Consider the following 23,472-nt stretch of genomic DNA (forward strand, 5'->3'; position numbering starts at 1 on the left):
TTTTCAATGGTTTTACGCATATTCAAGGCTGAAATCCATGTGTTGGATGCGCAAGGCGCTATGAAATTCGATAGCTTCGGCGTTTGACGGGCCTCAGCCATGGGTTTTTGTCGGGGTCGGCTCTCGGGTATGGGGCAGCCTGAGACAATCGGGCACCATGAGTGAATCCAGCCACAACAAAATTCCCGATAACCTGCCCGAAACCCCTGCCGATGCGCCCGTGCTGCCCGAGGGCTGGCTGGAAGTGCTGTCCATGGACATGGACGCTCAGGGCGTAGCCCGCAAGCCCGATGGCAAAGTCATCTTCATCGACGGCGCCTTGCCGGGCGAAATCGTCAGCGCCAGCACCTATCGCAAGAAGAACAACTGGGAAGCGGCCACGCTGACCGAGATCCATCGCGAGTCCTCGCAGCGCGTCACGCCCGGCTGCCCCAATTTCGGCCTGCATGCCGGCGCCTGCGGCGGCTGCAAGATGCAGCATCTGCATGTGGGCGCCCAGGTGGCCATCAAGCAACGCGTGCTGGAAGACAATCTCTGGCATCTGGCCAAGGTCAAGCCCGAAAACCTGCTGCGCCCCATCGAAGGCCCGGCCTGGGGCTACCGCTTCCGTTCGCGCCTGTCCATGCGCTTTGTGGCCAAGAAGAACAAGGTGCTGGTGGGCTTTCACGAGCGCAAGAGCCGCTACATCGCCGACATGGAAATGTGCAAAATCCTGCCGCCCCATGTGGATGCCATGCTCATGCCCATGCGTGCTCTGATCAGCAGCATGGATGCGCGGGAAACCCTGCCGCAGATCGAAGTGGCTTGCGGCGACGAGGTGACGGCCTTGGTGCTGCGCCATCTGGAACCTCTGAGCGAGGCCGACCAGCAACGCCTGCGCGACTTTGCCGCCGAGCACCAGGTGCAGTGGTGGCTGCAGCCCAAGGGGCCGGATACCGTCAAGCTGATGGAAGAGGGCGGCACTCAGCTGTCCTATGCGCTGCCGGACTTCGGCATCACCATGCCTTTCAAGCCCACGGACTTCACCCAGGTCAATCCGCATATCAACCGCGTGCTGGTCACCCGTTCGCTGCGGCTGCTGGACGCGCAAAAGCATGAGCGTGTCATCGACTGGTTCTGCGGTCTGGGCAATTTCACTCTGCCGATTGCCACCATGGCCCGCGAGGTGCTGGGCATCGAAGGCTCGGAGACGCTGGTCAAGCGCTCGCACGAGAATTACGCCGCCAACAATGCCAGCCGTGCCGAGGACGACAAGTTGTCGCCCACCGCTTTTGTGGCGCGCAATCTGTTCGAGATGACGCCGGCCATGCTGATTGCCGACGGCCATGCCGACAAATGGCTGGTCGATCCTCCACGCGAAGGCGCATTTGCCCTGTCCAAGGCCCTGGCCGACATTCACCAGATCCGCATCGGTGCTGAGACGCCCGAAGATGCCGAGCCTTTGCCAGCCCTGCCCGAAGGCCATGAGAGCTGGAACTTCCCCAAGCGCATCGTGTATGTGAGCTGCAACCCTGCCACCCTGGCGCGCGATGCCGGCTTGCTGGTGCACAAGGCCGGTTACCGCTGCGTGGCCGCCGGCGTGGTCAATATGTTCCCCCACACCGCCCATGTGGAGAGCATGGCTGTGTTTGAGCGCGCCGAATAAGCGCTAGCTGCCATCAACGCAAAAAGCCGTGGACGCGAGAGCGCCACGGCTTTTGTTTTGGGGTGAGGTCGCTGGGCGCCGCAATCAGCTGCGGTTGCGGCTGCTCGTGCCTTCTGCCTCTTCGCTGCGCTTTTCCGGCACGGCCTGACCCAGCACGGAAGGCACGCCTTCCATCTTGTTGCTGCGCATGTATTCGTCCATGTCCTTCCAGCCGGCAAACACCAGGGCCTTGCTGGCCTTGGGGTTCAGGGCGTAGCAGTCCTCCAGCCCGCGCATGGCATGGCGGCAGCCGCCGCCCACGGCCTTGGCCTCCGCCTCGCGCGCAAGCGTGCGCGGGTCCGGTCCCAGGCCCGGAATGTCTTCGATCTTGCAGCCTGTCAGCATCAACGATGCGGCCACAGGTAGCAGCAGGGCAAGGGCTCGGAGCAGGTGGTTTGGCTTCATCTTGTAGAGACTATCGGCAATTGCGGCGTTCTATTAAGGCTTGAAAACAAAAAGGCTTCCGAGGAAGCCTTTTTGCATGGTGCGATCGCAGTTTAGTCGCGTTCGCCGCCCATCAGGCCCAGCAGGGCCAGCAGGCTCTGGAACACGTTGAAGATGTCCAGGTACAGCGACAGGGTGGCGCTGATGTAGTTGGTCTCGCCGCCGTCGATGATCTGCTTGAGGTCATACAGCATATAGGCCGAGAAGATGCCGATTGCCAGCATGGAAATCGCCATCATGCCTGCGGTGGAACCCACAAACACGTTGATGATGGCGCCCACCATCAGCACCAGAGCACCCACGAACAGGAACTTGCCCATGCCCGAGAGGTCACGCTTGATGACGGTGGCCAGCATGGCCATCACGAAGAACACGCCTGCAGTGCCGGCAAACGCCGTCATGATCAGCTGCGTGCCGTTGGAAAAGCCCAGGATCATGCCGATCATGCGCGACAGCATCAGGCCCATGAAGAAGGTAAAGGCCAGCAGTACAGGCACGCCCGCAGCACTGTTCTTGGTCTTTTCAATGGCGAACATGAAGCCGAAAGCACCGACCATGAACACGATCAGGCCGACGCCGCCCGTCAGCGAGCGAGTCAGTCCCGTGGCCACGCCCAGCCAAGCGCCCAGCACGGTGGGTATGAGGCTGAGTGCCAGCAGCCAGTATGTATTGCGCAATACACGATTGCGCTCCTGCTGCGAGACACCGTAGCCCGCAGTGCCCAGTGTGGTGACTTGTTCATTCATGTAGCCATTCCTCCTTAGGAATTGTGAGTTGAGACTTCGTATTCTAGGTGGGGGCCCTCGGATTGCATTGCAATACCCTGGGGGAAACAGGCAGTTTTAGGATGAAATGTTTTGCATATTCCATCTACTTTTGTCTTGTGGGTACAGAATATCCTCTCCATATCGATAATCCAACGGAGCCTTGTACCTGTATGAAGACCAAGCACGAACTCGAACTGGCCGACGTGAAAGCCATTGCCGCTGCCGCAGAGGCCGAAGCACTGAAGAACAACTGGGCAGTCACGATTTCCATCGTCGATGACGGCGGTCACCTGCTGTGGTTGCAGCGCCTGGATGGCGCAGCCGCCATCTCTTCCCATATTGCTCCTGCCAAGGCACGCTCTGCGGCTCTGGGTCGCAAGGACACCAAGGCGTTCGAAGACATGATCAACAACGGTCGTACCGCTTTCCTGAGCGCTCCCACCGTGGACGGCTTGCTCGAAGGTGGCGTTGCCATCATGAAGAGCGGCCAATGTCTGGGTGCCGTCGGCGTCTCTGGCGTGAAGGCCAATGAAGATGCACAAGTGGCCAGCGCCGGCATTGCCGCCCTGGGCCTGTAAGCGTCCTGGTGCTGGATGCGGTCTTGCTGCGGGCTTTCAGCCTGGCAGCAAGACCGCTAGAAGGCCAAAAACAAAACCCCTGCGCGCATAAGCGGCAGGGGTTTTGTTTTTGAGCTTTGGGGGCGAAGAAAAAACGCTTGGCTATATGAGTTGCAGATGCAAGAGAGGGCAAGCATCCGGCGAACTCTGTGGCTGGCGAATAACGACACTTGCGGTGTCGCCCCACGATGAAACGGTTTACTTGGTCAGGATCAGCTTGCCAAGTTTGGTGGCCTGCAGGCGGTAAGGCGTGCCGTTGTGCACGATGGTGACTGCTTTTTGGCCATTGAGCAGCAAGGCGCTGTCGACGCCCATCTGCAGGCCCAGGCTGGCACAGCTCTCGGAACTGTCCATGGCGGCCGCATTGCTGCCCGTTGCGGCGGGTGTGTAGGGCTGTGAGGTCGCAACAAACGATGCAGACATGCCGTCAATTCCTTGAAATCAAAAACTGATGTAATGATAACGATTCTCAATTAAAAAACAAGTGATATTGACTCGCATTTCACAATATTTTTTTGCTGAGCTCGATGCTTTCGGCAATGCATGAGAGGGAGTGAGCGTTTTCAGTGAAGCAAAGCCCTGATTTTTGCTATCAAAAGAAAAGCAGATGGCGCTGATTGATGCTTGAATGCCGTATGGATTCATGCCAGAAATCATTCAAGGCAGGCGCTGAATGCTCATGATTTGATGAAGATGATGTGCGTGCGCCCATGAAAAAACGGCCCGATGGGCCGTTTCTCGTGGGCTAAGCCTTGATGCGCTCAAGCCGGCAGGCTTGCTATCAAGGCCTGTGTGCCTGCTGCTTATTTGGCGGGATCGGTCACAAAACCGATTTTTTTCACGCCGGCGCGCTGGGCTGCAGCCATGGCCTGGGCCACGCGTTCGTAGCGCACTTCCTTGTCGCCGCGGATGTGCAGATCGGGCTGCGGTTCCTTGGCGGCTTCGGTGGCCAGATTGGCTTCCAGTGCTTCGTCGCTGATGTCCTGGCCGTTCCAGGAGTATTTGCCGTCGGCGGTGATGCCCAGTTGCACCGTAGCTGGCTTGGCATCCTCGGGCTGATTGGTGGCGCGCGGCAGATCCACATTGACCGAGTGCTTCATCACGGGGACGGTGATGATGAAGATGATGAGCAGTACCAGCATGACGTCCACCAAAGGCGTCATATTGATCTCGTTCATCACCTCATCGCCGCCCTCGTCGTCCATGGTTCCGAATGACATGGCTTAAGCGCCTTTCTTCAGGGGCAGCACATTGCCGGAGCCCTGGCCGTCCACCGTCACGCGGGTGCCGGTCACAAAGTAAGCGTGCACGTCGTGGGCAAAGCTGTTGAGGGTATTCAAGATGCCCTTGTTGCCGCGCACCAGAGCGTTGTAGCCCAGCACGGCGGGAATGGCCACGGCCAGACCCAGAGCGGTCATGATCAGGGCTTCGCCGATGGGGCCTGCCACCTTGTCGATGGAGGACTGGCCGGACATGCCGATGGCTACCAGCGCGTGGTAAATACCCCAGACGGTGCCGAACAGGCCGATGAAGGGAGCGGTGGAGCCGACGGAAGCCAGAATGGCCAGACCCGATTGCAGACGGGCCGTGAATTCGCTGATGCCGTTGCGCAGGCAGCGGGTCACCCAGTCGCTGATGTCCAGCGTGTCATGCAGGTGGGCGCTGGTCTTGCGGTGGTGGGCGGTAGCTTCACGGCCTTCCAGCACCATGTGCAAAAAGGGGTTGACCTTGTCGTTGCCCAGTTTTTCAAGACCGGAGGCCAGATCGCTGCTGTGCCAGAAATCTTGCGAGCGATTGGCGAATTTCTTGAACTTCACAAGGTCCAGCGCCTTGATGACGATGACCAGCCACGATGCGACTGACATGGCGAGCAAGATGATGGCCACAGCACGCGTGACGAAGTCACCCTGTGTCCAGACGTGGGCAATGCCGAATTGGGATTCCATGGGTACTCCTGAAACTGCTGAAATTATTTGAGAACGAAATTGATGGGGACCACGTGCCACATGGGCTCGGCCACGCCGTTGCGCTTACCTGGCACGAATTTCCAGCGCTGTACGGTGCTGATGGCCGCTTCGTCCAGTCGCTCGAAGCCGCTGGACTGCTTGATTTCTATCTTCTCGGGCTGGCCCTGCTCGTTGATATAGACGCGCAAGAACACCTTGCCCTGTTCACCCATGCGCTTGCTCACTGCGGGGTAAGCCGGTGCGGGGTTGTTCAGATAGGCTGCGTTGCTCGACGGCAATTCCATCTTGGGCGCGGCAGGAGGTGCGGGTGGCGCCGGCGGGGCAGGTGGAGCCGGAGGCGCGGGTGGCGCAGGCGGTGACTTGTCCGGCTTGTTCTGCGCATCATCGGTAGAGCCTTGCGGCGCCGATGGCGAGGGTGTGGGGTCCTTGATGGCCTTGGGCAGCGGGGCCTTCTTCTCCACAGGCTTGGGCTGCGGCTTGACCGTGGGCTTGGGGGCCGGTGCCGGAGGAGAAGGGGGAGGCGGTGGTGCCGGCTTGGGTTCGGGCGCGGCTGCAGCCACAAACTCTGCAATCACCGTGGCGGGAACGACGACCTCGGGTATGGCGACTTTGCCAAGACCATGCTGCATGGCCAGCAAAGCCGCTGCGTGGGCAACAACCACCGCACCGGCAACCGCCATGTTGCGGCTGGTGCCGCCCACAGGCGTAAAACGATCAGACTGGGACATAAAAGAGCAGGAAGCAACCAGCGCGGGCTGGCTCAGAAAACAAAGAGCGCTGGTTGGCAGTGCGGCAAAAGACTAGGCAATGGATGAAACTGGGCTTGGCAGGGCAAAAGCATCAATCATGCAAGATCCACCAGGTGCAGGCCATCACAAGAATCAGGCTGCCGACAAGGGCTGAGAAGACGCTGAGGTATGCCATGCTTTGCTTTCCAATATGTTGGCGGCAAGCTGAACCGTCTGCTGTGGTGCGCTGGCATGCGCTTCGTTGTGAATCGCTGCCACGGGATGGCTGGCGCAGCACTGTGCCACCACATCGCGGGCGCAGCTTTCACACTGGCCGCATTGCATGGCAACGCCCAATTCAAACTGGATTTCATCAAAGCTCATACCCGCATGCGCGTGGCGTGCTATTTCTCGGTCCGAAACCCGGCGGCATACACAGACGATCATGGCTGCAAACAGTTGTGGCTGGCTATTGATACGATAGCGAGATTATAAATGAGAATCCGTCGCATTTGCAATGCATCCATAAGGCAGGTGTGGGAATGCCTGCTGAGCAACCTGTGATTTGAGCTAAGACCGGAGGAAATTTGCTCTTATTTTGAGAGCGTCAGATGCAGGTGGTCTGGCGTGATTTGCTCCAGTGTGGCGCAGCCCATCTGAGCCATGCTCAGCTCCAGCTCCGCCCGCAGCAGGTGCAGCATATGGGCCACCCCCAGCATGCCAGCCACGGCCAGTGCGTGCAGCTGTGGGCGGCCGACCAGCACGGCATTGGCACCCAGGGCCAGGGCTTTGAAGACGTCGGTTCCCAGGCGTACGCCGCTGTCCAGCAGCAGCGGAAACTGCGGCCCCAGGGCGGTTCGCAGCTCCGGCAGTACTTCAATCGGGGCGACGGCTCCATCAAGCACGCGACCGCCATGGTTGGAGACCACCACCGCATCGGCTCCCAGGTCCGCCGCTTTGCGGGCGGCATCGGGTGACAGAATGCCTTTGACGATCAGAGGCAGCCGGGTTTGCTGGCGCAGCCACTGCAAATCCTTCCAGCTTGGTGCCTGGGCAGCCAGCGGCGTGCCAAACAGAATGTGCTCGCTCATGAGATCGCCGCTTTGGCGATGCTGGGGCATGTTGCGCAAATTGGCCGCCTCCACGCCGGCAGGCAGCGGGTAGCTGGAGCGCTTGATGCTGGCATCGATGGTCCAGACCAGGGCCTGATAGCCCGCGCGCTCGGCGCGCTCGATCAGCTCCAGGGTATGAGCGGGGTCCGGCTGGCTATAGAGTTGAAACCACAGCGGGGCGGTACGCCCCAACTCCTGCGAGGCGCTGCTGGCCGCCTGGGCGATGTCCTCAAGGGTATGGCTGGACAAGGTGCTGGCCATCATGCCGGTATGCATGGCCATGGCGGCGCGAACGCTGGCCAACTCCCCCTCAGGGTGTGCCAGCCGCTGATACGCCACGGGTGCCAGCATGACAGGCCATTCCAGCAACTGGCCCAGCAGTGTCTGCCGGATGCTCGCCTGCGACAGATCGGCCAAGGGCTGGGGCCGCAAGCGAATGCCGTCAAATGCCGCGCGATTGTGCGCAAGCGTCAAACCCTGGTCTGCACCGCTTTCCATATGTGCCCAGGCCTGGGCTTCGACATGGTACTGCGCTCTCAGACGGTAGTCTGCGAGGCAGGCGATGCCTGCCGGAATCCGGCTGAGCGGGGCTTGCACGGGCTGGTCGAGACAGTTGGTGGGCGCTGAAGTCATGATGAGAGTATCTCTGGAGCGGTGGCAATGACGGCGCCGGGGCTCAGGCCTCGGACCACATGCGCAGCAGCTTGTGATAAGTGCCCGATAGCGAGGCGATGCGGGTGTGCCCAGGGTGATCTTGGGTTAGTTGCTGTATGGATTGGTCCAGATCGAACAGCAGGCTGCGCTGCTCGTCGGATTTGACCAGGCTGTGTGTCCAGAAAAACGAGGCATAGCGGGTGCCGCGCGTCACAGGGTTGACCCGGTGCAAGCTGATGCCGGGGTAGACGATGGCATCGCCGGCTGCCAGCTTGACCGACTGCTGGCCATAGCTGTCCTCCACCACCAGCTCCCCACCGTCGTATTCATCAGGTTCGCTGAAAAACACCGTGGTGGAAACATCCGTGCGCACCTTGATGGCCGTGCCCGGGATGGTGAAGAAAGCGTTGTCTATATGGTTGCCGTATCCATGATTGCCTTGTTTGCCGCCGCCTTCATAGCGGTTAAAGCGTGGAGGCAGAACCTTGAGCGGCAGCGCCGCCGACATGAACAACGGGTTGCGGCCCAATCTGTCCAGAATCAGGTCGCCTATCTGCTGGCCGATCTTGCTATCCAGCGGCAGTTGCAGATTGCTTTTGACCTGGGCCGCCACATGGCCTGCCGTGGTGCGCCCATCTTGCCAAGCGGCGGCTTCCAGGGCCTGGCGGCACTGGCGCACCTCATCGGCAGAGAGAAGGGCAGGGATTTTGAGCATCATGGCGGAGTATTTTCCTCGCAAGACGAGATGGGAGTGTGCATGTAAAAAGCCCCGCTGGCAGAAGCTGCCAACGGGGCTGTCAAGCCAGTCTGCGCCAGATCAACGGTGCAGACGCTGGCTCAGGCTCAGTACATGAACTTGAGCGAAGCCACGGCCGAGCGGCCTGCACCCATGTTGGCATAGTGGGGCGAACGCACGCCGGTGTAATAAGTCTTGTTGCCCAGGTTGTAGACGTTGAGCTGGAAGGCCAGGTTCTTATCGATCTGATAAGCCATCATGGCGTCATACCGGGCATAACCGCCAGCACCCTTGGTCACAATGCCGCCGTCCACGGTGGAAACCGCATAAGCTGCATTGACGCTGCTTTGTGCATAAACGCCCAGGCCCAGGGTCAGCTTGGCCATGGGCTTGTAGCTGGTCCACAGGCTGAAGCTGTGCTTGGGTGTGTTGACGAAGGGACGGCCGTTGGCCACGTTGCCGATGCCCATGTTCTTTTGCTCGCTATCCATGAAGGTGTAGCCGCCGAACACGCTCAGGTTGGACAGAATCTGACCGGTGAAGCCCAGCTCCAGACCGTTGACTTCCTTGTTGCCGCCCATATAGGTGCCGGTCGCATCGGAGATGCGGACATTGGTCACTTCATTGCGGAAGACGGCTGCCGTCAGGTTCAGCTTCTTGTTCAGCAGATCCCACTTGGTGCCCAGCTCGATGGACTTGGTCTTCTCGGGCTTCAGATCAGCCAGAGTCTGCGTGGTGGTGGTCAAGTCTTCGCTACCGTTGCCCAGCGTGGAGCCGCCGGGGCGGGAAGAGGTGCCGATATTGGCGTAGATGCTGCCATTGGTTGCTGGCTTGTAGACCACGCCCAACTGGTAGTTGAACAGAGTATCGCTGCGGGTCAGGTCGTACGCAGGGTAGTTGTTGGGCGCACGGCCGCCGGCAGGGCCGGAAGCGTTGAGCTTGTAGTGATCCACGCGCAGACCGGCATTCAGCAGCCACTGCTCATTGAGCTTCAGGGTGTCAAAGCCATACACGGCCACGGTGTCGATTTTGTTGACGGTGGATTGTGCTGGCAGAGCCCAGGCAAAGTTCCAGGGGGCGTTGGCGCCGCTGGGGTTGCTCAGCGTGGTGCACCAGGGATCGAGCACCGAGGTGCAGGTGCCGCCGCTCTGAATGGCGCTGGAGCGCACATCGGACTTTTCCTTGGACAGTTCCAGGCCAAAGGCATAGCTGTGACCGATAGAGCCGGTTTGTTCCTTGCCGGTGAACTCGGTCACGTTCTGCAGTGTCGTGGTGTCGGACACGCGCGCGTTGCCGCGGCGCCAGACATAGCCGTTGATGGCATTGCCCTTGGAGTCGTCAGGCTGGGTCCAGACATAGTCCTGCTTGGTCTTGCTGTAGCGCAGGCTGTTGCGGATCTTGTTGGTGTCGGTGAACTTGTGCGTGACCGAGGCGGTGAACAGATCGCTTTTTTCTTTTTCGAAGTCACGGTTGTTCAGGCCATACCAGTTGGCGCGGTCATTGCCATAGGTGGGGCGCACGGTAGAGCCGCCGGGCAGCTTGACCATGGCAGCATTGCTGTACAGATATGGCACGCCGCCATCGGGCGTGTTGTCGGTCTGCAGATGCTGCCAGGACAGGCTCACTTCGGTGGGCGTGCCCATGCCGAAGGTCACGGTGGGAGCAATACCCCAGCGCTTGTTGTCCGGGCCGTTGCGACCGGGAACATCGGCGCTGTGGCCCATGGCGTTCAGGCGGAAGGCGGTGGTGTCGTTGATCTTGCGGTTGATGTCCAGCGTGCCGCGCAGATAGTTGTCGGTGCCCAGGCCCACATCGCCAGAGATGAAGTTCTCGTTCTTGGCCTTCTTGGTGGCAATGTTGATGGAGCCGCCAGCGCCGCCGCGACCGGCGTAGGCCGAGTCAGCGCCCTTGATGACTTCCACGGATTCGACGTTGAACACTTCGCGGGTGCCGGCGGCGATGTCACGCATGCCGTCCACAAAAGTGCTGGACTGGGCGTCCATGCCGCGGATAAAGGGCTGATCGCCGGAGGGGTTGCCGCCTTCGCCGTTACCGAAAGTGATGCCGGGGGTGGAGCGCAGCGCGTCCTGCAGGCTGGTGGCACCGGTTTGCTTGATCAGATCTTCGCTGATCACCTGAACGGTCTTGGGCGTGTCCAGCAAAGGAGCGGTGAACTTGCCTTGCGTGCTGGCTTCGGTCTTGAAGCCGCTGTCTGCTGCAGCTTCCACGTTCACGGTGGAGAGTGTGGTTTCCTGCTGAGCCATGGCATGGCCGGCCACCAAGCCCAGGCCGACGGCGATGACGATCTGGCGCAGTTCGCAGCGACGGCCGCGGGAATCCATGGGAGTTGTCTTGTTTGTTTGCATGTTTTTACAAGTAGTGGGGCGAAGCAATCGAAATTCGCGATCGAATTCTAGATGCTATTGATAATAATTCTTGATTCCATTGACAAAACAGAGTTGTGTTTCACACGTTATGTAGTGTCGGGGCAACAGTGAAGCATGCCTGTGGGCATGTAGGTCTTTGCTTACTCCATCCAGGCCGGTGTGTGTCTCACAGGTAAAGTAAATGAAAGTGATATGCATTTGAATTGTGTCGTCTTCCCGTCGCCACTAGAATGCTTGCTGCTTTCGGTGAGCTCGGGCCTTGCATCTGGCTTGCTATGGAAGTGAAAGCAGCTTGCGCATGATGCATATGCGCTTGAAGGCTGTTTGCCATGAAATGACAGATTTAGGGCCGCGAAGTCATCGCTGCGGCTCTTCCCATCAAAGGTTTGCAATGAAGGCGGCTTCCTCCAGCGCTCCGCAAAGAGCGTATTGGCTTAAAAAACTGCATGAGTGGCACTGGATCAGTTCCGCCATCTGCTTGATAGGCATGCTGCTTTTTGCCTTTACCGGCATCACGCTCAACCATGCAGGCCAGATCGAGAGCAAGCCGCGCGTCGAGTCCCGCGAGGGCCAGCTGCCCGCTCCTTTGCTTGATGTGCTCAAGGCCGCGCAGCAGCAAGGCAGTGCCGCCAAGGATGACAAGACTTCGGTGCCGCTGCCCGATGCCGTCAAGCATTGGCTGGGCGAGGAGATGAAACTCAGCATGGGTCAGCACGAGGTGGAGTGGAGCGAGGATGAGGCCTATGTGCCCATGCCGCGTCCCGGTGGCGATGCCTGGCTGCGGGTGGACCTCAAGGATGGTGCTCTCGAATACGAGAGCACCGACCGGGGCTGGATCTCCTATATCAATGATTTGCACAAGGGGCGCAACACCGGCTCGGCCTGGAGTCTGTTTCTCGATGTGTTTGCAGTGGGCTGCCTGGTGTTTTGCATCACGGGCCTGCTGATCCTGAAGATGCATTCCGAGCGTCGCCCGCTGACCTGGCCCATGGTTGGACTGGGTCTGGTGATTCCGGCCCTGCTGGCCTTGCTGCTGATCCATTGAATGCTCTGAATCGGCGAGGCCGGGCCTGAGCGCGCTGCCCGGATGGTGATTTTTGTTGAAGGAAATGACATGGCAAGCAAGATTTATCAATATTCGGCGGCGCTGGCTGCCGTGGCCGGTTTGCCCGCAGCGGCCCTGGCGGCCGACCTGAGCGTGACGGTCACGGTGCCCCAGTTGCAGGTGGCCGAATACCACAAGCCTTATGTCGCCGTGTGGCTGGAAAATGCCGATGGCGGTGTGGCAGCCAATCTGTCCGTCTGGTATGACGCCAAGATGCGCAATGCCGAGGGCACGAAGTGGCTTAAGGACATGCGTCAGTGGTGGCGCCGCACCGGCCGTGAGCTGACCATGCCCGTCGATGGCGTGACCCAGGCGACCAAGCCAGCAGGCGCGCACGCTCTGTCGTTCGCCGAAGGCAAGAACCCGCTGCCCAAGCTGGCGCCCGGCCAATACAAGCTGATGGTGGAAGCTGCCCGTGAAGTGGGCGGGCGCGAACTGGTATCCATTCCCTTTGAATGGCCGGCCAAGGCTGCGACCAATCTGTCTGCCAAGGGCAGCACGGAACTGGGCTTGATCAAGCTCGATATCAAGCCCTGATCCCGGTATCCCGTTCTACGTTTTCCGCTAACCGATTCCAACCAGTCTTCAAGGGACTATCAATGATGTTCAAAAAGCACGCGATTCTTGCCGCAACACTGGCTCTGGCCGCCATGTCTTCGCAGGCGCATGACCTGTGGTTCAAGCCATCGAGCACGGTTCTCTCCAAGGCCGATTGGGTGACCATCGATGCCGCCGTGTCCAACGATGTGTTCTTCTTCAATCACCGCCCGCTGGGGCTGGAGAGTGTGGCCGTCTCCGCACCCGACGGCTCCGCCGTTGAAATGAAGAACGTCGCCAAGGGCGAGCTGCGCAGCGTGTTTGACTTCAAGGCCGAAAAGACCGGCACCTACCGCGTCACCATGCTGATGAACGGCGTGATGGGTGGCTACAAGGATGCTAGCGGCCAGCCCAAGCGCCTGCGCGGCACCGCCGAGGAAATCCTCAAGCAGATTCCGGCCGATGCCAAGGATGTGCGCATTACCGAGAACGTGCGCCGCATGGAGACTTTTGTGTCCGTGGGCAAGCCTTCGACCGTGGCCGTGACCGGCAAGGGTCTGGAGCTCAAGCCCGTGACCCATCCCAATGATCTGGTGAGCACCGAAGAAGCCCGCTTTGCCTTCCTGCTCGACGGCAAGCCTGCGGCCGATCTGGAAGTTGAACTGGTGGCCGACGGCATTCGCTACCGCGATGGCGTGAATGCGCTCAAGCTCAAGACCGACGCACAAGGCGTGCTCAAGGTCAAGTTCCCCCGTCCCGGTCTGTACTGGCTGAGCGCCGACAGCAAGGACAGCAAGACCAGCGTTCCCCAGGCCAAGGAACGCCATCTGGCTTATGTCGCGACCCTGGAAGTGTTGCCTTAATTTAGAGGGCAACGGTGCAGCCTGGGCGCATGGCCCATGCTGCACGGAACTCCAAACAGGCGCTCACCCGAGCGCCTCTGGTTTTTGCACTCCGTATTTGCAGTCCCCATGAGTCAAACTCCGCGCGTAAGCTATGCGCCCCATATCTGGACGCTGCCAAAGGCCGCTTCCACAAGCGCCGCTGCCGCCAATTACTCGGCCGGTGGCTGGGGGCGCGTGGCCATGCAGCGGCAGCAGGACTCCAGTCTGCACCGATTGACGGGCCAGACCATGGGAACCACCTGGTCGCTGCGCCTGCCCAATCCGGATTACCTGGATTTACGCCCCGTGGAGGACTGCGTGCAAAGCGTGCTCGGCGCCGTCATTGCGCAGATGAGCAATTGGGAGCCGGATTCGCTGATCTCCCGCTTCAACACAGCGCCTGCGGGCAGCCGCTTTGACCTGCCCGAGTCATTTGCCCAGGTGCTGCAGGCGGCTTTGCACTGGGCACGCTTGTCGGGCGGCGCCATGGACCCCACCATGGGTGCCTTGGTCTCTTTATGGGGTTTTGGGCCTGTAGCCCATAGTCGTCAAGCGCATCCAGCTACTAAACCCGTAGCAACTGATATTGAGCAACTGCTGCGCCGCTCCGGTCACACGCGGCTTGACTGGGAAGCCGGTCAGCCTCTGCTGCAGCCAGGCGGGCTGGTGCTGGATTTTTGCGGCATTGCCAAAGGTTTTGCCGTGGACTGGGTGGTGCAGCGCCTGCAAGGCAGTGGCTGGAAAGCCGGGATGTTTGAAATTGGTGGCGAGCTGCGTAGCTGGGGCTCGAAGCCGGACGGTAAGCCCTGGCAGGTGCAACTGGGCGGTCAGGCCACCGACGACTATGCGCCGCTGATTGTCGGGCTGTCCAGTGACCTGGAGGAGAGCGGCAGCTTTGCCACCTCGGGCGACTTCTGGCATCACTTCAGCGTGGATGGCAAGCGCTATTCGCACACGCTGGATCCGCGCACCGGCCAGCCCATAGAGCATGGCCTGAGCAGCGTGACGGTGTTTCACCCCGAATGCATGCATGCCGATGCGCTGGCCACGGTGCTGACCGTGCTCGGCCCGCGGCAGGGCCTGGAATTTGCCGAGCAGCACGGCATTGCGGCCGTGCTGTATGAGCATGGTGCTGCCCCATCCACAACCGCAGAGAGGCATCCTGCCATGAGCTCTGCATGGAATAAGCGCTTTAAGTCATGAGTCTTGATTGGGTTCTCACCCCCCAGCGACTGGCCTGGGCCGCAGCCTTGATCCTGGGCTACGCAGCTTTGTGCTGGGGTATTGCACGTGCCACGCGCCGGCGCAATGCAGCCCTGGCCCAGGAAGGGGCCTTGAGCGCAGGCGATGGCCCCAGCGTTCTCGTCGTGTTCGCCAGCCAGACCGGTCAGGCCGAAAGCATTGCCCGGGCCACGGCCAGAACGCTCACGCAATGCGGTTTTCGCGTCAGCCTGCAGTCCATCAGCCAACTTTCGGCAGCCACGCTGGAGCAGTATCCGCGCAGTTTGTGGATGCTCTCCACCACGGGTGAGGGCGATGCGCCCGATCAGGCCTTGGGCTTTGTGCGCCAGCTTTTGCCTGCGGCGCCGGGTTTGCAAGCGCATCAAGCCCAGGTTCTGGCCCTGGGTGATCGCGAATACCAGCAGTTTTGCAGCTTTGGTCTGGCGGTGCAGGACTGGCTTGCGGCCGGCGGCGCCCAGGTGCAGTGCAGCTGCATCGACAATTTGAACGCCGGCGATCTCAAGCTGTGGCAGCAGCAGGTGGCCGAGCTGGCGGCCCAATGGGGCGGCTCTGCGGTGCAGGCTTTGCCGCGCGATTGGCTGCAACCGCCGGTCAGCCAGCAGTTCAGGCTGCAAAACAGAAGCATGCTTAACCCCGGTAGCGAGGGCGGGCCTTTGTATTTGCTGGATTTTCTGCCGGTGTCCGGCGTGATGCCGCAATGGCAATCCGGCGATCTGGTCTCGCTGGCGCCGCCGGCGCAGGCAGACAAGCCGCGCGACTATTCCATTGCCTCCATCGTGAGCGAGCAGCGTCTGCAGCTTATGGTGCGGCTGAGCGCACGTGCAGACGGTTCGGTGGGCGCGGCGTCGGGCTGGCTGTGCCAGAACCTGGCTCTGGGGGACAGTCTGGAGCTCACGCTGCGTGAGCACGCGGCATTCCGTCTGGGTGAAAACGCCGAGCGGCCGCTGATTCTGATCGGCAACGGCTCGGGGTTGGCCGGCCTGCTCAGTCATATCAAGGCCAGAGTGGAAGCCGGGCGCTGCGATCAATGGCTGGTTTTTGGCGAACGCAGCCCCGAACACGATGCCATCTTCAATGGGCAGCTGCAGCAGTGGCACAAGCACGGCCAGCTGGAGCGCCTCGATTGCGCCTGGTCGCGTCATCCGGTTCAGCGGCGCTATGTGCAGGATGTGTTGCGCGAGCAGGGGGCATTGCTCCAGTCGTGGGTGGCACGTGGGGCAGCGATTTATGTGTGCGGCAGTTTGAAGGGCATGGGCCAGGGCGTGCACGAGGCACTGGAGCGCCTGCTGGGGGCCGAGACGCTGCAGCATATGCAACTACAGCGCCGCTATTGCCGGGACGTGTACTGAAGACCGCCTTGCTGCGGCGCGGAAAAACAAAAAACCGGCACATGTGCCGGTTTTTTTATGGGACAGCGCCTGCGGGCTCTGCTCCAGCGTCAGCTTACTTGACGTGTTTGCCGATCAGGCCGGCCATCTCGAACATCGAGACTTGGGGCTTGCCGAACACTTCCTTGAGCTTGGCGTCGGCGTTGATCATGCGCTTGTTGGCAGCGTCTTGCAGCTTGTTGGCCTTGATGTAGACCCACAGCTTGCTGATGATTTCGGTGCGGGGCAGGGGAGCAGCGCCCACCACGGCAGCCAGAGCAGGGCTGGGAGTCAGGGGTTTCATGAAGGCTGCGTTGGGAGTGCGCTTCTTTGCGGGTGCTGCTGCGGGTGCAGCCGTTGCCTTCTTTGCAGTTGCCATGTTGCTTATTCCTAATTGGGAGTGGATTCTGTACCAGCGAAAGACAGCTGCTATCCACTGGCACGGTGATGCTAATGGCAAAAAAACGCTCTTCCAAGCTGAGAATGGGTTTTTTTGCCTCGATTTGTTGTTCCAAGGCCAGTATGGGCAAGTTTTTGCGGGTTTGTCCGGGGCGTCGGGGTGAAAAACCGGTTTTTCGCAGGTGGCTGACTACTTCTGCCAAGAGGGCGAAACAGCGTGAAGGCCGGCTCTGACGGTGATGGCGGCGAGGCGATGGGGGTCTGGATTCAGGCAAGATGTGCTGCCGCTTTGCATGCGGTGTAGTGCTATGGGTACAACGAAATTTGGGGAGAGAGGTATGAGCGATTCTCTACAGTCGGCCGCCACGGGCCAGCAGGCCTTCAGCACCTGCGACTTTTGCGATGCCTATCTGACGGACGATAGTGGGCGGTTTCGCGTGCTGCCAGCCGTGTTTCGCCACTTTGGTGCCGTAGCGCGTTTTGGCGGCCAAGTCAGCACGGTGCAGTGCCTGGACGACAACAGCCTGGTGCGCGCCGCGCTGGCAGAGCCCGGCAATGGGGGTGTGCTGGTGGTAGATGGCGGTGGCTCGCTTCGGCGCGCGCTGGTGGGCGGCAATGTGGCGGCCTCGGCCGCGAAAAACGGCTGGTCCGGCGTGCTGGTCTATGGTTGTGTGCGGGATGTGGCCGAGCTCAATGCCACGCCTGTGGGTCTGCTGGCGCTGGCACTTCAGCCCATGCCCACCGTCAAGCAAAACCAGGGCTTGCGCGATGTGGTCGTTCAGATTGCAGGCTGCCCGGTACGCCCTGGCGACTGGCTGTATGCCGATGAAGATGGCGTGGTGGTGGCAGACCGCAATCTGCTGGGTTAAGGCCTCTATGCCTTGGCCCGCACCGGCCAGGTGGCAATCACCACGCTGGCCAGTGCGATGCCAAAGGCGAGAAACTGCACCGGGCTGATGCGCTCGCCCAGGGCCAGCATGCCCACCAGTGCGGCGCTGATGGGCAGCAAGACGGTGAAGATGCCGGCTTGAGAGGCCGCTATGGCGCGCAGCCCGGTCATCCACAACCACACCGTCCATACGCAGGCGGCCAGTGCGTAAAACAGTAGCAGGCCCCAGATGGGCAGTTGGACCTGGCTGAAGTCGAACCGCCAGGCCAGATAAACACCCATGGGCGTTGAGAGCACAAAGCCCCAGAGATTGATCAGGGCCGTGATGCGCTTGGGGCTGACGCTGGCGGTGAGCTTTTTGCCGATCACCGCATACAAGGCTTCGCAGAGCACGGCCGCAATCAATAGCAACTGGCCCAGCAGCGGTGAAGCGTTGGCGGCATTGGTATCGCCGCTTTGGCTCAATGCATTGAGGCCGATACCCAGCACTGCGAAAACAATAGCTGCCCACGTGCGCAGGGCAACGGCTTCGCGCAGAAAAAGCCAGCTCATAACGGCCACGGCGACCGGAATGGCCGCCATGGTGACGCCTGCAGTCACGGCGCTGGTCATGGCGACGCCGGTAATCATGCACAGGGTGAACAGGAAGTTGCCAAAAAAGGATTCGAGAAACAGCAGGACCTTGGTCTGCCCCGACATCCTGGCCTCGTGGCTGGGGCGCTTGAGCCAGCTCAGCATGGCAATGGCGCCGATGCCAAAACGCAGCCAGGCCAGCAATGCCACCGGAAAAACGAGCGCCAGAGGTTTGCTGAGTGCCACATAGCTGCCGACCAGAGACATGCTGAGTGCCAGGCAGAGAAAAGCGATGGGGCGGCTGGGAGTGAACATGGGTGGTATGGCAAAAGCCTGGCGGTGAAGCCCAGCAAGCATAACGGCCGGCAGGCCAGCGCTGGACGTTTGCTGATGATCTTCATGAAGCTGCGGGACTGGACTCCATGGCACAAGGGTGGACTCAGTTCCAAGGTCGGCCGACCGCCGAATCATCCGGGTCAGATATTTGCAGCAGCAAGGCAGCCGTTTGTCTGAACCTGAATGTGACTAGTGCATTCATACGATGCGTGTATATTTTTCACTGAAACGGTATACGGTTTCGTATTGTGAAATATTCAAATGTTGCATTGCCGCAATTTTTCTCAATATGAGAAATAAGTTTTCACATTGAGAAATATAAAAATAACTTGTTGTTTTTATTAATTAAAATATTTAGTCTTTTATAAGACACAAGAGTTGCTGCAATGCCCGATTGCTCGTAAATTTGATTCCAAGGACGAACACCCGAGTCACCTTGCTTCAACATCAAAGGAGTGCAACATGCCCCAATCTCTGAACCAGCAACTGAGCCGTGAACAGCAAATCGCCGCCCTCGAGAAGGACTGGGCACAAAACCCCCGTTGGAAGGGCGTGAAGCGGGGTTACTCTGCCGCCGATGTGGTGCGTCTGCGCGGCAGCATGCAGCCCGAGCACACCCTGGCTCAACGCGGTGCAGAAAAGCTGTGGGAAAAGATCAACGGCGATGCCAAGAAGGGCTATGTGAATGCCTTCGGCGCCATCTCCGCCGGTCAGGCCATGCAACAAGCCAAGGCCGGTCTGGAAGCCGTGTATCTGTCGGGCTGGCAAGTGGCTGCCGACGGCAACACCTCGGAAACCATGTACCCCGACCAGTCGCTGTACGCCTATGACTCGGTGCCCACCATGGTGCGCCGCATCAACAATACCTTCAAGCGTGCCGATGAAATCCAGTGGGGCCGTGGCGTGAACCCCGGTGACAAGGAATTCATCGACTACTTCCTGCCCATCGTGGCCGATGCGGAAGCCGGTTTCGGCGGCGTGCTCAACGCCTTCGAGCTGATGAAGAATATGATCGCTGCGGGTGCATCCGGTGTTCACTTTGAAGACCAGCTGGCTGCCGTGAAGAAGTGCGGTCACATGGGTGGCAAGGTGTTGGTGCCCACGCAAGAAGCCTGCGAAAAGCTGATTGCGGCCCGCTTTGCTGCTGACGTGATGGGCGTGCCCACCATTGTGCTGGCCCGTACCGATGCGGAAGCCGCCAACCTGATCACCAGCGACCACGACGCCAACGACAAGCCTTTCCTGACTGGCGAGCGTACGCAAGAAGGCTTCTATCGTGTCAAGAACGGTCTGGAGCAGTCCATCAGCCGTGGCGTGGCCTACGCTCCTTATGCCGATCTGGTGTGGTGCGAAACCGGTGTGCCCGATATCGGCTTTGCCCGTGAGTTTGCCCAGGCCGTCCATGCAGCCTGCCCCGGCAAGCTGCTGAGCTACAACTGCTCGCCATCGTTCAACTGGAAGAAGAACCTCAACGACAGCCAGATCGCATCCTTCCAGGAAGACCTGTCTGCTCTGGGCTACAAGTTCCAGTTCATCACCCTGGCCGGCATTCACATCAACTGGTTCAACAGCTTCAAGTTCGCCCATGCATACGCTCGCGGCGAAGGCATGAAGCACTACGTGAATATGGTGCAAGAGCCCGAATTCGCAGCCCGCGAGCAAGGCTACACCTTTGTGTCGCACCAACAGGAAGTGGGCGCCGGTTACTTCGACGATGTGACCACCGTGATTCAAGGCGGCAGCTCCAGCGTCAAGGCGCTGACGGGCTCTACCGAAGAAGAGCAGTTCCATTGATCCGCAAGGAGTCGTGAAACTGCATAGGTTGTAAATAGTGGGGTTATGGCGCCTGGGGCTTGTGTCTCGGGCGCTTTTTTTATTGCCGGGTTAAAATGCCACCCAGCATTTATCCATCAACAATTTTCAAGGGCGAGAAAGGCATGCTGGTTATGACACCGCGAACTACATCGGAGATGTATTTCAGCTGCTAATGGCAGCTGGCGGTTCGCGCCTGCACGAGTCATCTCGATACCCTCATCAAAGCGCGGACTGGTTCCGCGCTTTTTTGCATTCTGGCGGTGGGCCAGCAGCAAGCAGATCAAGCCCAGGCTTTCTCCTCTTACAAGAATTTGCTCAGACAAGGAATTTCATGATCAACATCACGCTCCCCGATGGTTCCAAGCGCGAATATCCAGGCCCGGTCTCGGTCGCTGAAGTCGCGGCCTCGATTGGCTCCGGCCTGGCCAAGGCGGCTCTGGCCGGCAAGGTCGGCACGGGTGACGATGCCAAGGTGGTGGATACCAGCTTTGTCATCGACCAGGACATGCCTTTGTCCATCGTGACTGCCAAGGATGCTGATGGCCTGGAAGTGATTCGCCACTCCACAGCCCACTTGCTGGCCTATGCCGTCAAGGAGTTGTTCCCCGAAGCGCAGGTCACCATCGGCCCCGTGATTGAAAACGGCTTTTTCTACGACTTCTCGTACAAGCGCCCCTTTACCCCCGAGGACTTGGTCGCCATTGAAAAGCGCATGACCGAGCTGGCCAACAAGGATGAGCCTGTGCAGCGCCGCGTGCTGCCGCGCGATGAAGCCGTGGCCTACTTCAAGAGCCTGGGCGAGAACTACAAGGCCGAGATCATTGCCTCCATTCCCAGCAACGAGGATGTGAGCCTGTACCGCGAAGGTGCGTTTGAAGACCTGTGCCGCGGCCCCCACGTGCCCAGCACCGGCAAGCTCAAGCACTTCAAGCTGATGAAGGTGGCTGGCGCTTACTGGCGCGGCGACCATCGCAATGAAATGCTGCAGCGCATTTATGGTACGGCCTGGGCGACCAAGGACGAGCTCAAGGACTATCTGTTTCGGTTGGAAGAAGCCGAAAAGCGCGATCACCGCAAACTGGGCCGCGAACTGGATTTGTTCCACATCGACGAGCACTCGCCAGGCACCGTGTTCTGGCACCCCAAGGGCTGGTCGGTCTGGCAACAGGTCGAGCAGTACATGCGCAAGGTCTACCAGGACAACGGCTATCAGGAAGTGAAAGCGCCCCAGATTCTGGACAAGACCCTGTGGGAGAAGACCGGTCACTGGGACAAGTACCGCGAAAACATGTTCACGACCGATTCGGAAAAGCGTGAATATGCCTTGAAGCCCATGAATTGCCCGGGCCACATCATCATCTTCAAGCAAGGCATCAAGAGCTACCGCGATCTGCCGCTGCGCTTTGGTGAGTTCGGTAACTGCCACCGCAATGAGCCCACGGGTTCGCTGCACGGCATCATGCGCGTGCGTGCCTTCACGCAGGATGATGGCCATATCTTCTGTACCGAAGACCAGATTCAGGCCGAGGTGACAGCCTTCACGGCCCTGCTGCAAAAAGTCTATGCAGACTTTGGTTTCACCAACATTCTGTACCGCCTCTCGACTCGCCCCGAAAAGCGCATCGGTACCGATGAAGACTGGGACAAGGCCGAGCACGCCCTGGCCGAAGGCTTGCGCGCATCCGGTTGCGACTTTGAGTACCTGCCTGGCGAAGGTGCGTTCTACGGTCCCAAGATCGAGTACACCTTGAAGGACGCGCTTGGCCGTGAATGGCAGTGCGGCACGATTCAGGTGGACCCCAACTTGCCCGAGCGTCTGGATGCCGAGTTTGTTGGTGAAGACGGCGAGCGTCACCGCCCCATCATGTTGCACCGCGCCATCCTGGGTAGCCTGGAGCGCTTCATCGGCATTTTGATCGAGCACCACTCCGGCGCGCTGCCTGCCTGGCTGGCTCCTGCCCAGGCTGCCGTGCTCAATATCACGGACGCACAGGCGGACTACGCTCAGGAAGTCGCGCAAAAGCTGCAAAAAGCATTGCCGAATCAATCCCTTAGAGTGGTGACAGATCTGCGCAACGAAAAGATTACGTATAAAATACGCGAGCATTCCATGCAGAAGCTGCCTTACATCCTTGTCGCAGGCGACAAAGAGAAGGCAGCTGGTGCGGTTGCAGTGCGCGCCCGAGGTAATAAAGACCTCGGTGTGATGTCGGTCGAGGCCTTTATTGAGCTGCTCTCCAACGACATCGCGGCCAAGGCCTGATACAAAGAGACTTTGTTGTGGCTAGCTGGCTTGCGTGCAGTGCACGCAAGCGGCTACGCTGTTGTAGCCATTTAAATCCAAGGGTGAAAACCATAGCTACTGAATTTCGCGATCGGCGCCACCGTGAAGAGCGCAAGCACCGTCTGAACCGAGAAATCATGGCGCCTGAAGTGCGTCTGTCGGGTCCTGAAAATGAGCCGCTGGGTATCGTGTCGCTTCAGGAAGCGCTGCGCATGGCTGGTGAGCTGGATGTCGATCTGGTGGAAATTGCCGCTACGGCCAATCCCCCGGTCTGCCGTTTGATGGATTACGGCAAGTTCAAGTACCAGGAACAGAAGAAGGCAGCTGAGGCCAAGGCCAAGCAGACTGTCATCGACATCAAGGAAGTGAAGTTCCGTCCCGGTACCGATGATGGTGACTACAACATCAAGTTGCGCAATATCCGCCGTTTCCTGGCGGAAGGCGATAAGGTGAAGGTCACGCTGCGCTTCCGCGGCCGTGAAATTACCCATCAATCGCTGGGTCTGGACCTGCTCAACCGCCTGCGTGACGACCTGTCGGACACCATTCAGGTGGAGCAATTCCCCAAGCTGGAAGGCCGTCAGATGATCATGATGGTGGCTCCTTCCCGCAACAAAAAGCCTGTTGTTGCTGCAAAACCCCAGGGTGACGCAGCCGCTTCTGCACCAGCAGAGGCAGATAAGGCATAATCTCGGTTTGCCTTGATGGCAAAAGTGGGTTGGCGCAAGCGGCCCACTTTTGTTTTTGCTGCGTCACTGGCGCATGCAAGGCGAAAGCAAAAGTCGGTCTGGCTTGGCAACTTGTTCCAGACCGCAGGATTTGCAGGCTTGCCTGCAAAACATGGGTTCAGGTTTTTTCTTGAACCCATGCATAAGTGCCTCGGTGGCTAGCGAAGTGCGTGCAGTGTTGTGCGCCGCCTCACGAGCACAATGTATAGGAGCATTC

25 protein-coding genes are annotated in these 23,472 nt (G+C 59.6%); 12 read left to right on the plus strand and 13 right to left on the minus strand.

The features are described 5' to 3' along the window. Positions 1-157 precede the first annotated feature (157 nt). Positions 158-1,645 carry a 23S rRNA (uracil(1939)-C(5))-methyltransferase RlmD gene (gene rlmD / locus ACNAZA_RS11900; RefSeq protein WP_415796792.1) on the plus strand — a complete coding sequence of 496 codons (1,488 nt, stop codon included), beginning with the start codon at positions 158-160 and terminating at the stop codon, positions 1,643-1,645. A gap of 84 nt (positions 1,646-1,729) precedes the next feature. Here rlmD and ACNAZA_RS11905 read toward each other — a convergent pair whose 3' ends face one another. Continuing rightward, positions 1,730-2,089 carry a hypothetical protein gene (locus ACNAZA_RS11905; RefSeq protein WP_415796793.1) on the minus strand — a complete coding sequence of 120 codons (360 nt, stop codon included), beginning with the start codon at positions 2,087-2,089 and terminating at the stop codon, positions 1,730-1,732. A gap of 92 nt (positions 2,090-2,181) precedes the next feature. Then, positions 2,182-2,874: a Bax inhibitor-1/YccA family protein gene (locus ACNAZA_RS11910; protein WP_415796794.1), complete on the minus strand. Its 693-nt coding sequence runs from the start codon at positions 2,872-2,874 to the stop codon at positions 2,182-2,184. Positions 2,875-3,065: 191 nt separating this feature from the next. On the opposite strand from ACNAZA_RS11910, the gene ACNAZA_RS11915 reads away from it, so the two are divergent. After that, positions 3,066-3,473: a GlcG/HbpS family heme-binding protein gene (locus ACNAZA_RS11915; protein ID WP_415796795.1), complete on the plus strand. Its 408-nt coding sequence runs from the start codon at positions 3,066-3,068 to the stop codon at positions 3,471-3,473. A gap of 237 nt (positions 3,474-3,710) precedes the next feature. On the opposite strand, the gene hemP is transcribed toward ACNAZA_RS11915, so the two are convergent. The 9 genes from hemP to ACNAZA_RS11960 form a co-directional block, all read right to left on the minus strand. Beyond that, positions 3,711-3,866, minus strand: a complete 156-nt coding sequence (hemP, locus tag ACNAZA_RS11920) for a hemin uptake protein HemP (RefSeq protein ID WP_415796870.1) — start codon at positions 3,864-3,866, stop codon at positions 3,711-3,713. Positions 3,867-3,953: 87 nt separating this feature from the next. Continuing rightward, complete coding sequence (locus ACNAZA_RS11925; protein ID WP_415796796.1) at positions 3,954-4,157, minus strand: hypothetical protein; 204 nt, start codon at positions 4,155-4,157, stop codon at positions 3,954-3,956. 158 nt (positions 4,158-4,315) lie between these two features. After that, positions 4,316-4,732, minus strand: a complete 417-nt coding sequence (locus ACNAZA_RS11930; RefSeq protein WP_415796797.1) for an ExbD/TolR family protein — start codon at positions 4,730-4,732, stop codon at positions 4,316-4,318. Between the two features lie 3 nt (positions 4,733-4,735). Then, positions 4,736-5,458 (minus strand): MotA/TolQ/ExbB proton channel family protein, encoded by a 723-nt coding sequence (locus tag ACNAZA_RS11935; RefSeq protein ID WP_415796798.1) that lies wholly within the window; start codon positions 5,456-5,458, stop codon positions 4,736-4,738. Positions 5,459-5,481: 23 nt separating this feature from the next. Beyond that, the gene (locus ACNAZA_RS11940) at positions 5,482-6,207 is read right to left on the minus strand and encodes an energy transducer TonB (RefSeq protein ID WP_415796799.1); all 726 of its coding nucleotides are present in this window, start codon (positions 6,205-6,207) and stop codon (positions 5,482-5,484) included. 153 nt (positions 6,208-6,360) lie between these two features. Further along, a complete protein-coding gene (locus ACNAZA_RS11945; protein ID WP_120967123.1) occupies positions 6,361-6,654 on the minus strand; it encodes a (2Fe-2S)-binding protein in 294 nt (97 codons plus the stop codon). A gap of 146 nt (positions 6,655-6,800) precedes the next feature. Further along, a complete protein-coding gene (locus ACNAZA_RS11950) occupies positions 6,801-7,952 on the minus strand; it encodes an alpha-hydroxy acid oxidase (protein ID WP_415796800.1) in 1,152 nt (383 codons plus the stop codon). A gap of 43 nt (positions 7,953-7,995) precedes the next feature. Beyond that, positions 7,996-8,691, minus strand: a complete 696-nt coding sequence (locus ACNAZA_RS11955) for a Fe2+-dependent dioxygenase (RefSeq protein WP_415796801.1) — start codon at positions 8,689-8,691, stop codon at positions 7,996-7,998. A 125-nt stretch (positions 8,692-8,816) separates the two neighbouring features. Beyond that, entirely contained in the window at positions 8,817-11,075 is a 2,259-nt protein-coding gene (locus ACNAZA_RS11960) for a TonB-dependent receptor (RefSeq protein ID WP_415796802.1), read from the minus strand. A 412-nt stretch (positions 11,076-11,487) separates the two neighbouring features. Here ACNAZA_RS11960 and ACNAZA_RS11965 point away from each other — a divergent pair, with 412 nt between their 5' ends. The 5 genes from ACNAZA_RS11965 (at position 11,488) to ACNAZA_RS11985 (ending at position 16,213) form a co-directional block, all read left to right on the plus strand. Continuing rightward, the gene (locus tag ACNAZA_RS11965) at positions 11,488-12,141 is read left to right on the plus strand and encodes a PepSY-associated TM helix domain-containing protein (RefSeq protein ID WP_415796803.1); all 654 of its coding nucleotides are present in this window, start codon (positions 11,488-11,490) and stop codon (positions 12,139-12,141) included. Between the two features lie 69 nt (positions 12,142-12,210). Continuing rightward, complete coding sequence (locus ACNAZA_RS11970; RefSeq protein WP_120970865.1) at positions 12,211-12,738, plus strand: DUF2271 domain-containing protein; 528 nt, start codon at positions 12,211-12,213, stop codon at positions 12,736-12,738. Between the two features lie 62 nt (positions 12,739-12,800). Then, positions 12,801-13,601 (plus strand): DUF4198 domain-containing protein, encoded by an 801-nt coding sequence (locus tag ACNAZA_RS11975; protein ID WP_415796804.1) that lies wholly within the window; start codon positions 12,801-12,803, stop codon positions 13,599-13,601. 108 nt (positions 13,602-13,709) lie between these two features. After that, on the plus strand, positions 13,710-14,825 hold the full coding sequence (locus ACNAZA_RS11980; RefSeq protein WP_415796805.1) for an FAD:protein FMN transferase: 1,116 nt from the start codon (positions 13,710-13,712) through the stop codon (positions 14,823-14,825). Then, positions 14,822-16,213 (plus strand): sulfite reductase subunit alpha, encoded by a 1,392-nt coding sequence (locus ACNAZA_RS11985; protein WP_415796806.1) that lies wholly within the window; start codon positions 14,822-14,824, stop codon positions 16,211-16,213. Before ACNAZA_RS11980 ends, ACNAZA_RS11985 begins: the two co-directional genes overlap by 4 nt. 94 nt (positions 16,214-16,307) lie before the next feature. Here the strand turns inward: ACNAZA_RS11985 and ACNAZA_RS11990 are convergent, their stop codons facing one another. Beyond that, positions 16,308-16,610: an SWIB/MDM2 domain-containing protein gene (locus ACNAZA_RS11990; protein WP_120967131.1), complete on the minus strand. Its 303-nt coding sequence runs from the start codon at positions 16,608-16,610 to the stop codon at positions 16,308-16,310. Between ACNAZA_RS11990 and ACNAZA_RS11995 the strand changes: the two genes are divergently transcribed. Together ACNAZA_RS11995 and rraA are read left to right on the plus strand one after the other, a co-directional pair. Then, positions 16,534-16,794, plus strand: coding sequence for a hypothetical protein (locus ACNAZA_RS11995; RefSeq protein ID WP_162989456.1), 261 nt, complete (start codon positions 16,534-16,536; stop codon positions 16,792-16,794). The two genes, ACNAZA_RS11990 and ACNAZA_RS11995, sit on opposite strands and share 77 nt — an antisense overlap. Positions 16,795-16,968: 174 nt before the next feature. Continuing rightward, on the plus strand, positions 16,969-17,499 hold the full coding sequence (rraA, locus tag ACNAZA_RS12000; RefSeq protein WP_415796807.1) for a ribonuclease E activity regulator RraA: 531 nt from the start codon (positions 16,969-16,971) through the stop codon (positions 17,497-17,499). A 5-nt stretch (positions 17,500-17,504) separates the two neighbouring features. On the opposite strand, the gene ACNAZA_RS12005 is transcribed toward rraA, so the two are convergent. Then, positions 17,505-18,407 (minus strand): DMT family transporter, encoded by a 903-nt coding sequence (locus ACNAZA_RS12005; protein ID WP_415796808.1) that lies wholly within the window; start codon positions 18,405-18,407, stop codon positions 17,505-17,507. A 483-nt stretch (positions 18,408-18,890) separates the two neighbouring features. On the opposite strand from ACNAZA_RS12005, the gene aceA reads away from it, so the two are divergent. From aceA to infC, 3 genes are all read left to right on the plus strand, one after another. Further along, entirely contained in the window at positions 18,891-20,222 is a 1,332-nt protein-coding gene (gene aceA / locus ACNAZA_RS12010; RefSeq protein WP_415796809.1) for an isocitrate lyase, read from the plus strand. Between the two features lie 352 nt (positions 20,223-20,574). Continuing rightward, positions 20,575-22,506, plus strand: a complete 1,932-nt coding sequence (thrS, locus tag ACNAZA_RS12015; protein ID WP_415796810.1) for a threonine--tRNA ligase — start codon at positions 20,575-20,577, stop codon at positions 22,504-22,506. Between the two features lie 83 nt (positions 22,507-22,589). Next, entirely contained in the window at positions 22,590-23,216 is a 627-nt protein-coding gene (gene infC, locus ACNAZA_RS12020; protein ID WP_120967136.1) for a translation initiation factor IF-3, read from the plus strand. Positions 23,217-23,472: the final 256 nt, after the last annotated feature.

Source organism: Comamonas aquatilis, assembly GCF_965139575.1.
GTDB lineage: Bacteria > Pseudomonadota > Gammaproteobacteria > Burkholderiales > Burkholderiaceae_C > Comamonas > Comamonas aquatilis.

Excerpts from the sequence above, each read along its gene's own strand:
- rlmD (WP_415796792.1), top strand. The coding sequence starts at position 158 with ATGAGTGAATCCAGCCACAACAAAATTCCCGATAACCTGCCCGAAACC.
- ACNAZA_RS11905 (WP_415796793.1), bottom strand. The coding sequence starts at position 2,089 with ATGAAGCCAAACCACCTGCTCCGAGCCCTTGCCCTGCTGCTACCTGTG.
- ACNAZA_RS11910 (WP_415796794.1), bottom strand. The coding sequence starts at position 2,874 with ATGAATGAACAAGTCACCACACTGGGCACTGCGGGCTACGGTGTCTCG.
- ACNAZA_RS11915 (WP_415796795.1), top strand. The coding sequence starts at position 3,066 with ATGAAGACCAAGCACGAACTCGAACTGGCCGACGTGAAAGCCATTGCC.
- hemP (WP_415796870.1), bottom strand. The coding sequence starts at position 3,866 with ATGGACAGTTCCGAGAGCTGTGCCAGCCTGGGCCTGCAGATGGGCGTC.
- ACNAZA_RS11925 (WP_415796796.1), bottom strand. The coding sequence starts at position 4,157 with ATGAATCCATACGGCATTCAAGCATCAATCAGCGCCATCTGCTTTTCT.
- ACNAZA_RS11930 (WP_415796797.1), bottom strand. The coding sequence starts at position 4,732 with ATGTCATTCGGAACCATGGACGACGAGGGCGGCGATGAGGTGATGAAC.
- ACNAZA_RS11935 (WP_415796798.1), bottom strand. The coding sequence starts at position 5,458 with ATGGAATCCCAATTCGGCATTGCCCACGTCTGGACACAGGGTGACTTC.
- ACNAZA_RS11940 (WP_415796799.1), bottom strand. The coding sequence starts at position 6,207 with ATGTCCCAGTCTGATCGTTTTACGCCTGTGGGCGGCACCAGCCGCAAC.
- ACNAZA_RS11945 (WP_120967123.1), bottom strand. The coding sequence starts at position 6,654 with ATGATCGTCTGTGTATGCCGCCGGGTTTCGGACCGAGAAATAGCACGC.
- ACNAZA_RS11950 (WP_415796800.1), bottom strand. The coding sequence starts at position 7,952 with ATGACTTCAGCGCCCACCAACTGTCTCGACCAGCCCGTGCAAGCCCCG.
- ACNAZA_RS11955 (WP_415796801.1), bottom strand. The coding sequence starts at position 8,691 with ATGATGCTCAAAATCCCTGCCCTTCTCTCTGCCGATGAGGTGCGCCAG.
- ACNAZA_RS11960 (WP_415796802.1), bottom strand. The coding sequence starts at position 11,075 with ATGCAAACAAACAAGACAACTCCCATGGATTCCCGCGGCCGTCGCTGC.
- ACNAZA_RS11965 (WP_415796803.1), top strand. The coding sequence starts at position 11,488 with ATGAAGGCGGCTTCCTCCAGCGCTCCGCAAAGAGCGTATTGGCTTAAA.
- ACNAZA_RS11970 (WP_120970865.1), top strand. The coding sequence starts at position 12,211 with ATGGCAAGCAAGATTTATCAATATTCGGCGGCGCTGGCTGCCGTGGCC.
- ACNAZA_RS11975 (WP_415796804.1), top strand. The coding sequence starts at position 12,801 with ATGATGTTCAAAAAGCACGCGATTCTTGCCGCAACACTGGCTCTGGCC.
- ACNAZA_RS11980 (WP_415796805.1), top strand. The coding sequence starts at position 13,710 with ATGAGTCAAACTCCGCGCGTAAGCTATGCGCCCCATATCTGGACGCTG.
- ACNAZA_RS11985 (WP_415796806.1), top strand. The coding sequence starts at position 14,822 with ATGAGTCTTGATTGGGTTCTCACCCCCCAGCGACTGGCCTGGGCCGCA.
- ACNAZA_RS11995 (WP_162989456.1), top strand. The coding sequence starts at position 16,534 with ATGAAGGCTGCGTTGGGAGTGCGCTTCTTTGCGGGTGCTGCTGCGGGT.
- ACNAZA_RS11990 (WP_120967131.1), bottom strand. The coding sequence starts at position 16,610 with ATGGCAACTGCAAAGAAGGCAACGGCTGCACCCGCAGCAGCACCCGCA.
- rraA (WP_415796807.1), top strand. The coding sequence starts at position 16,969 with ATGAGCGATTCTCTACAGTCGGCCGCCACGGGCCAGCAGGCCTTCAGC.
- ACNAZA_RS12005 (WP_415796808.1), bottom strand. The coding sequence starts at position 18,407 with ATGTTCACTCCCAGCCGCCCCATCGCTTTTCTCTGCCTGGCACTCAGC.
- aceA (WP_415796809.1), top strand. The coding sequence starts at position 18,891 with ATGCCCCAATCTCTGAACCAGCAACTGAGCCGTGAACAGCAAATCGCC.
- thrS (WP_415796810.1), top strand. The coding sequence starts at position 20,575 with ATGATCAACATCACGCTCCCCGATGGTTCCAAGCGCGAATATCCAGGC.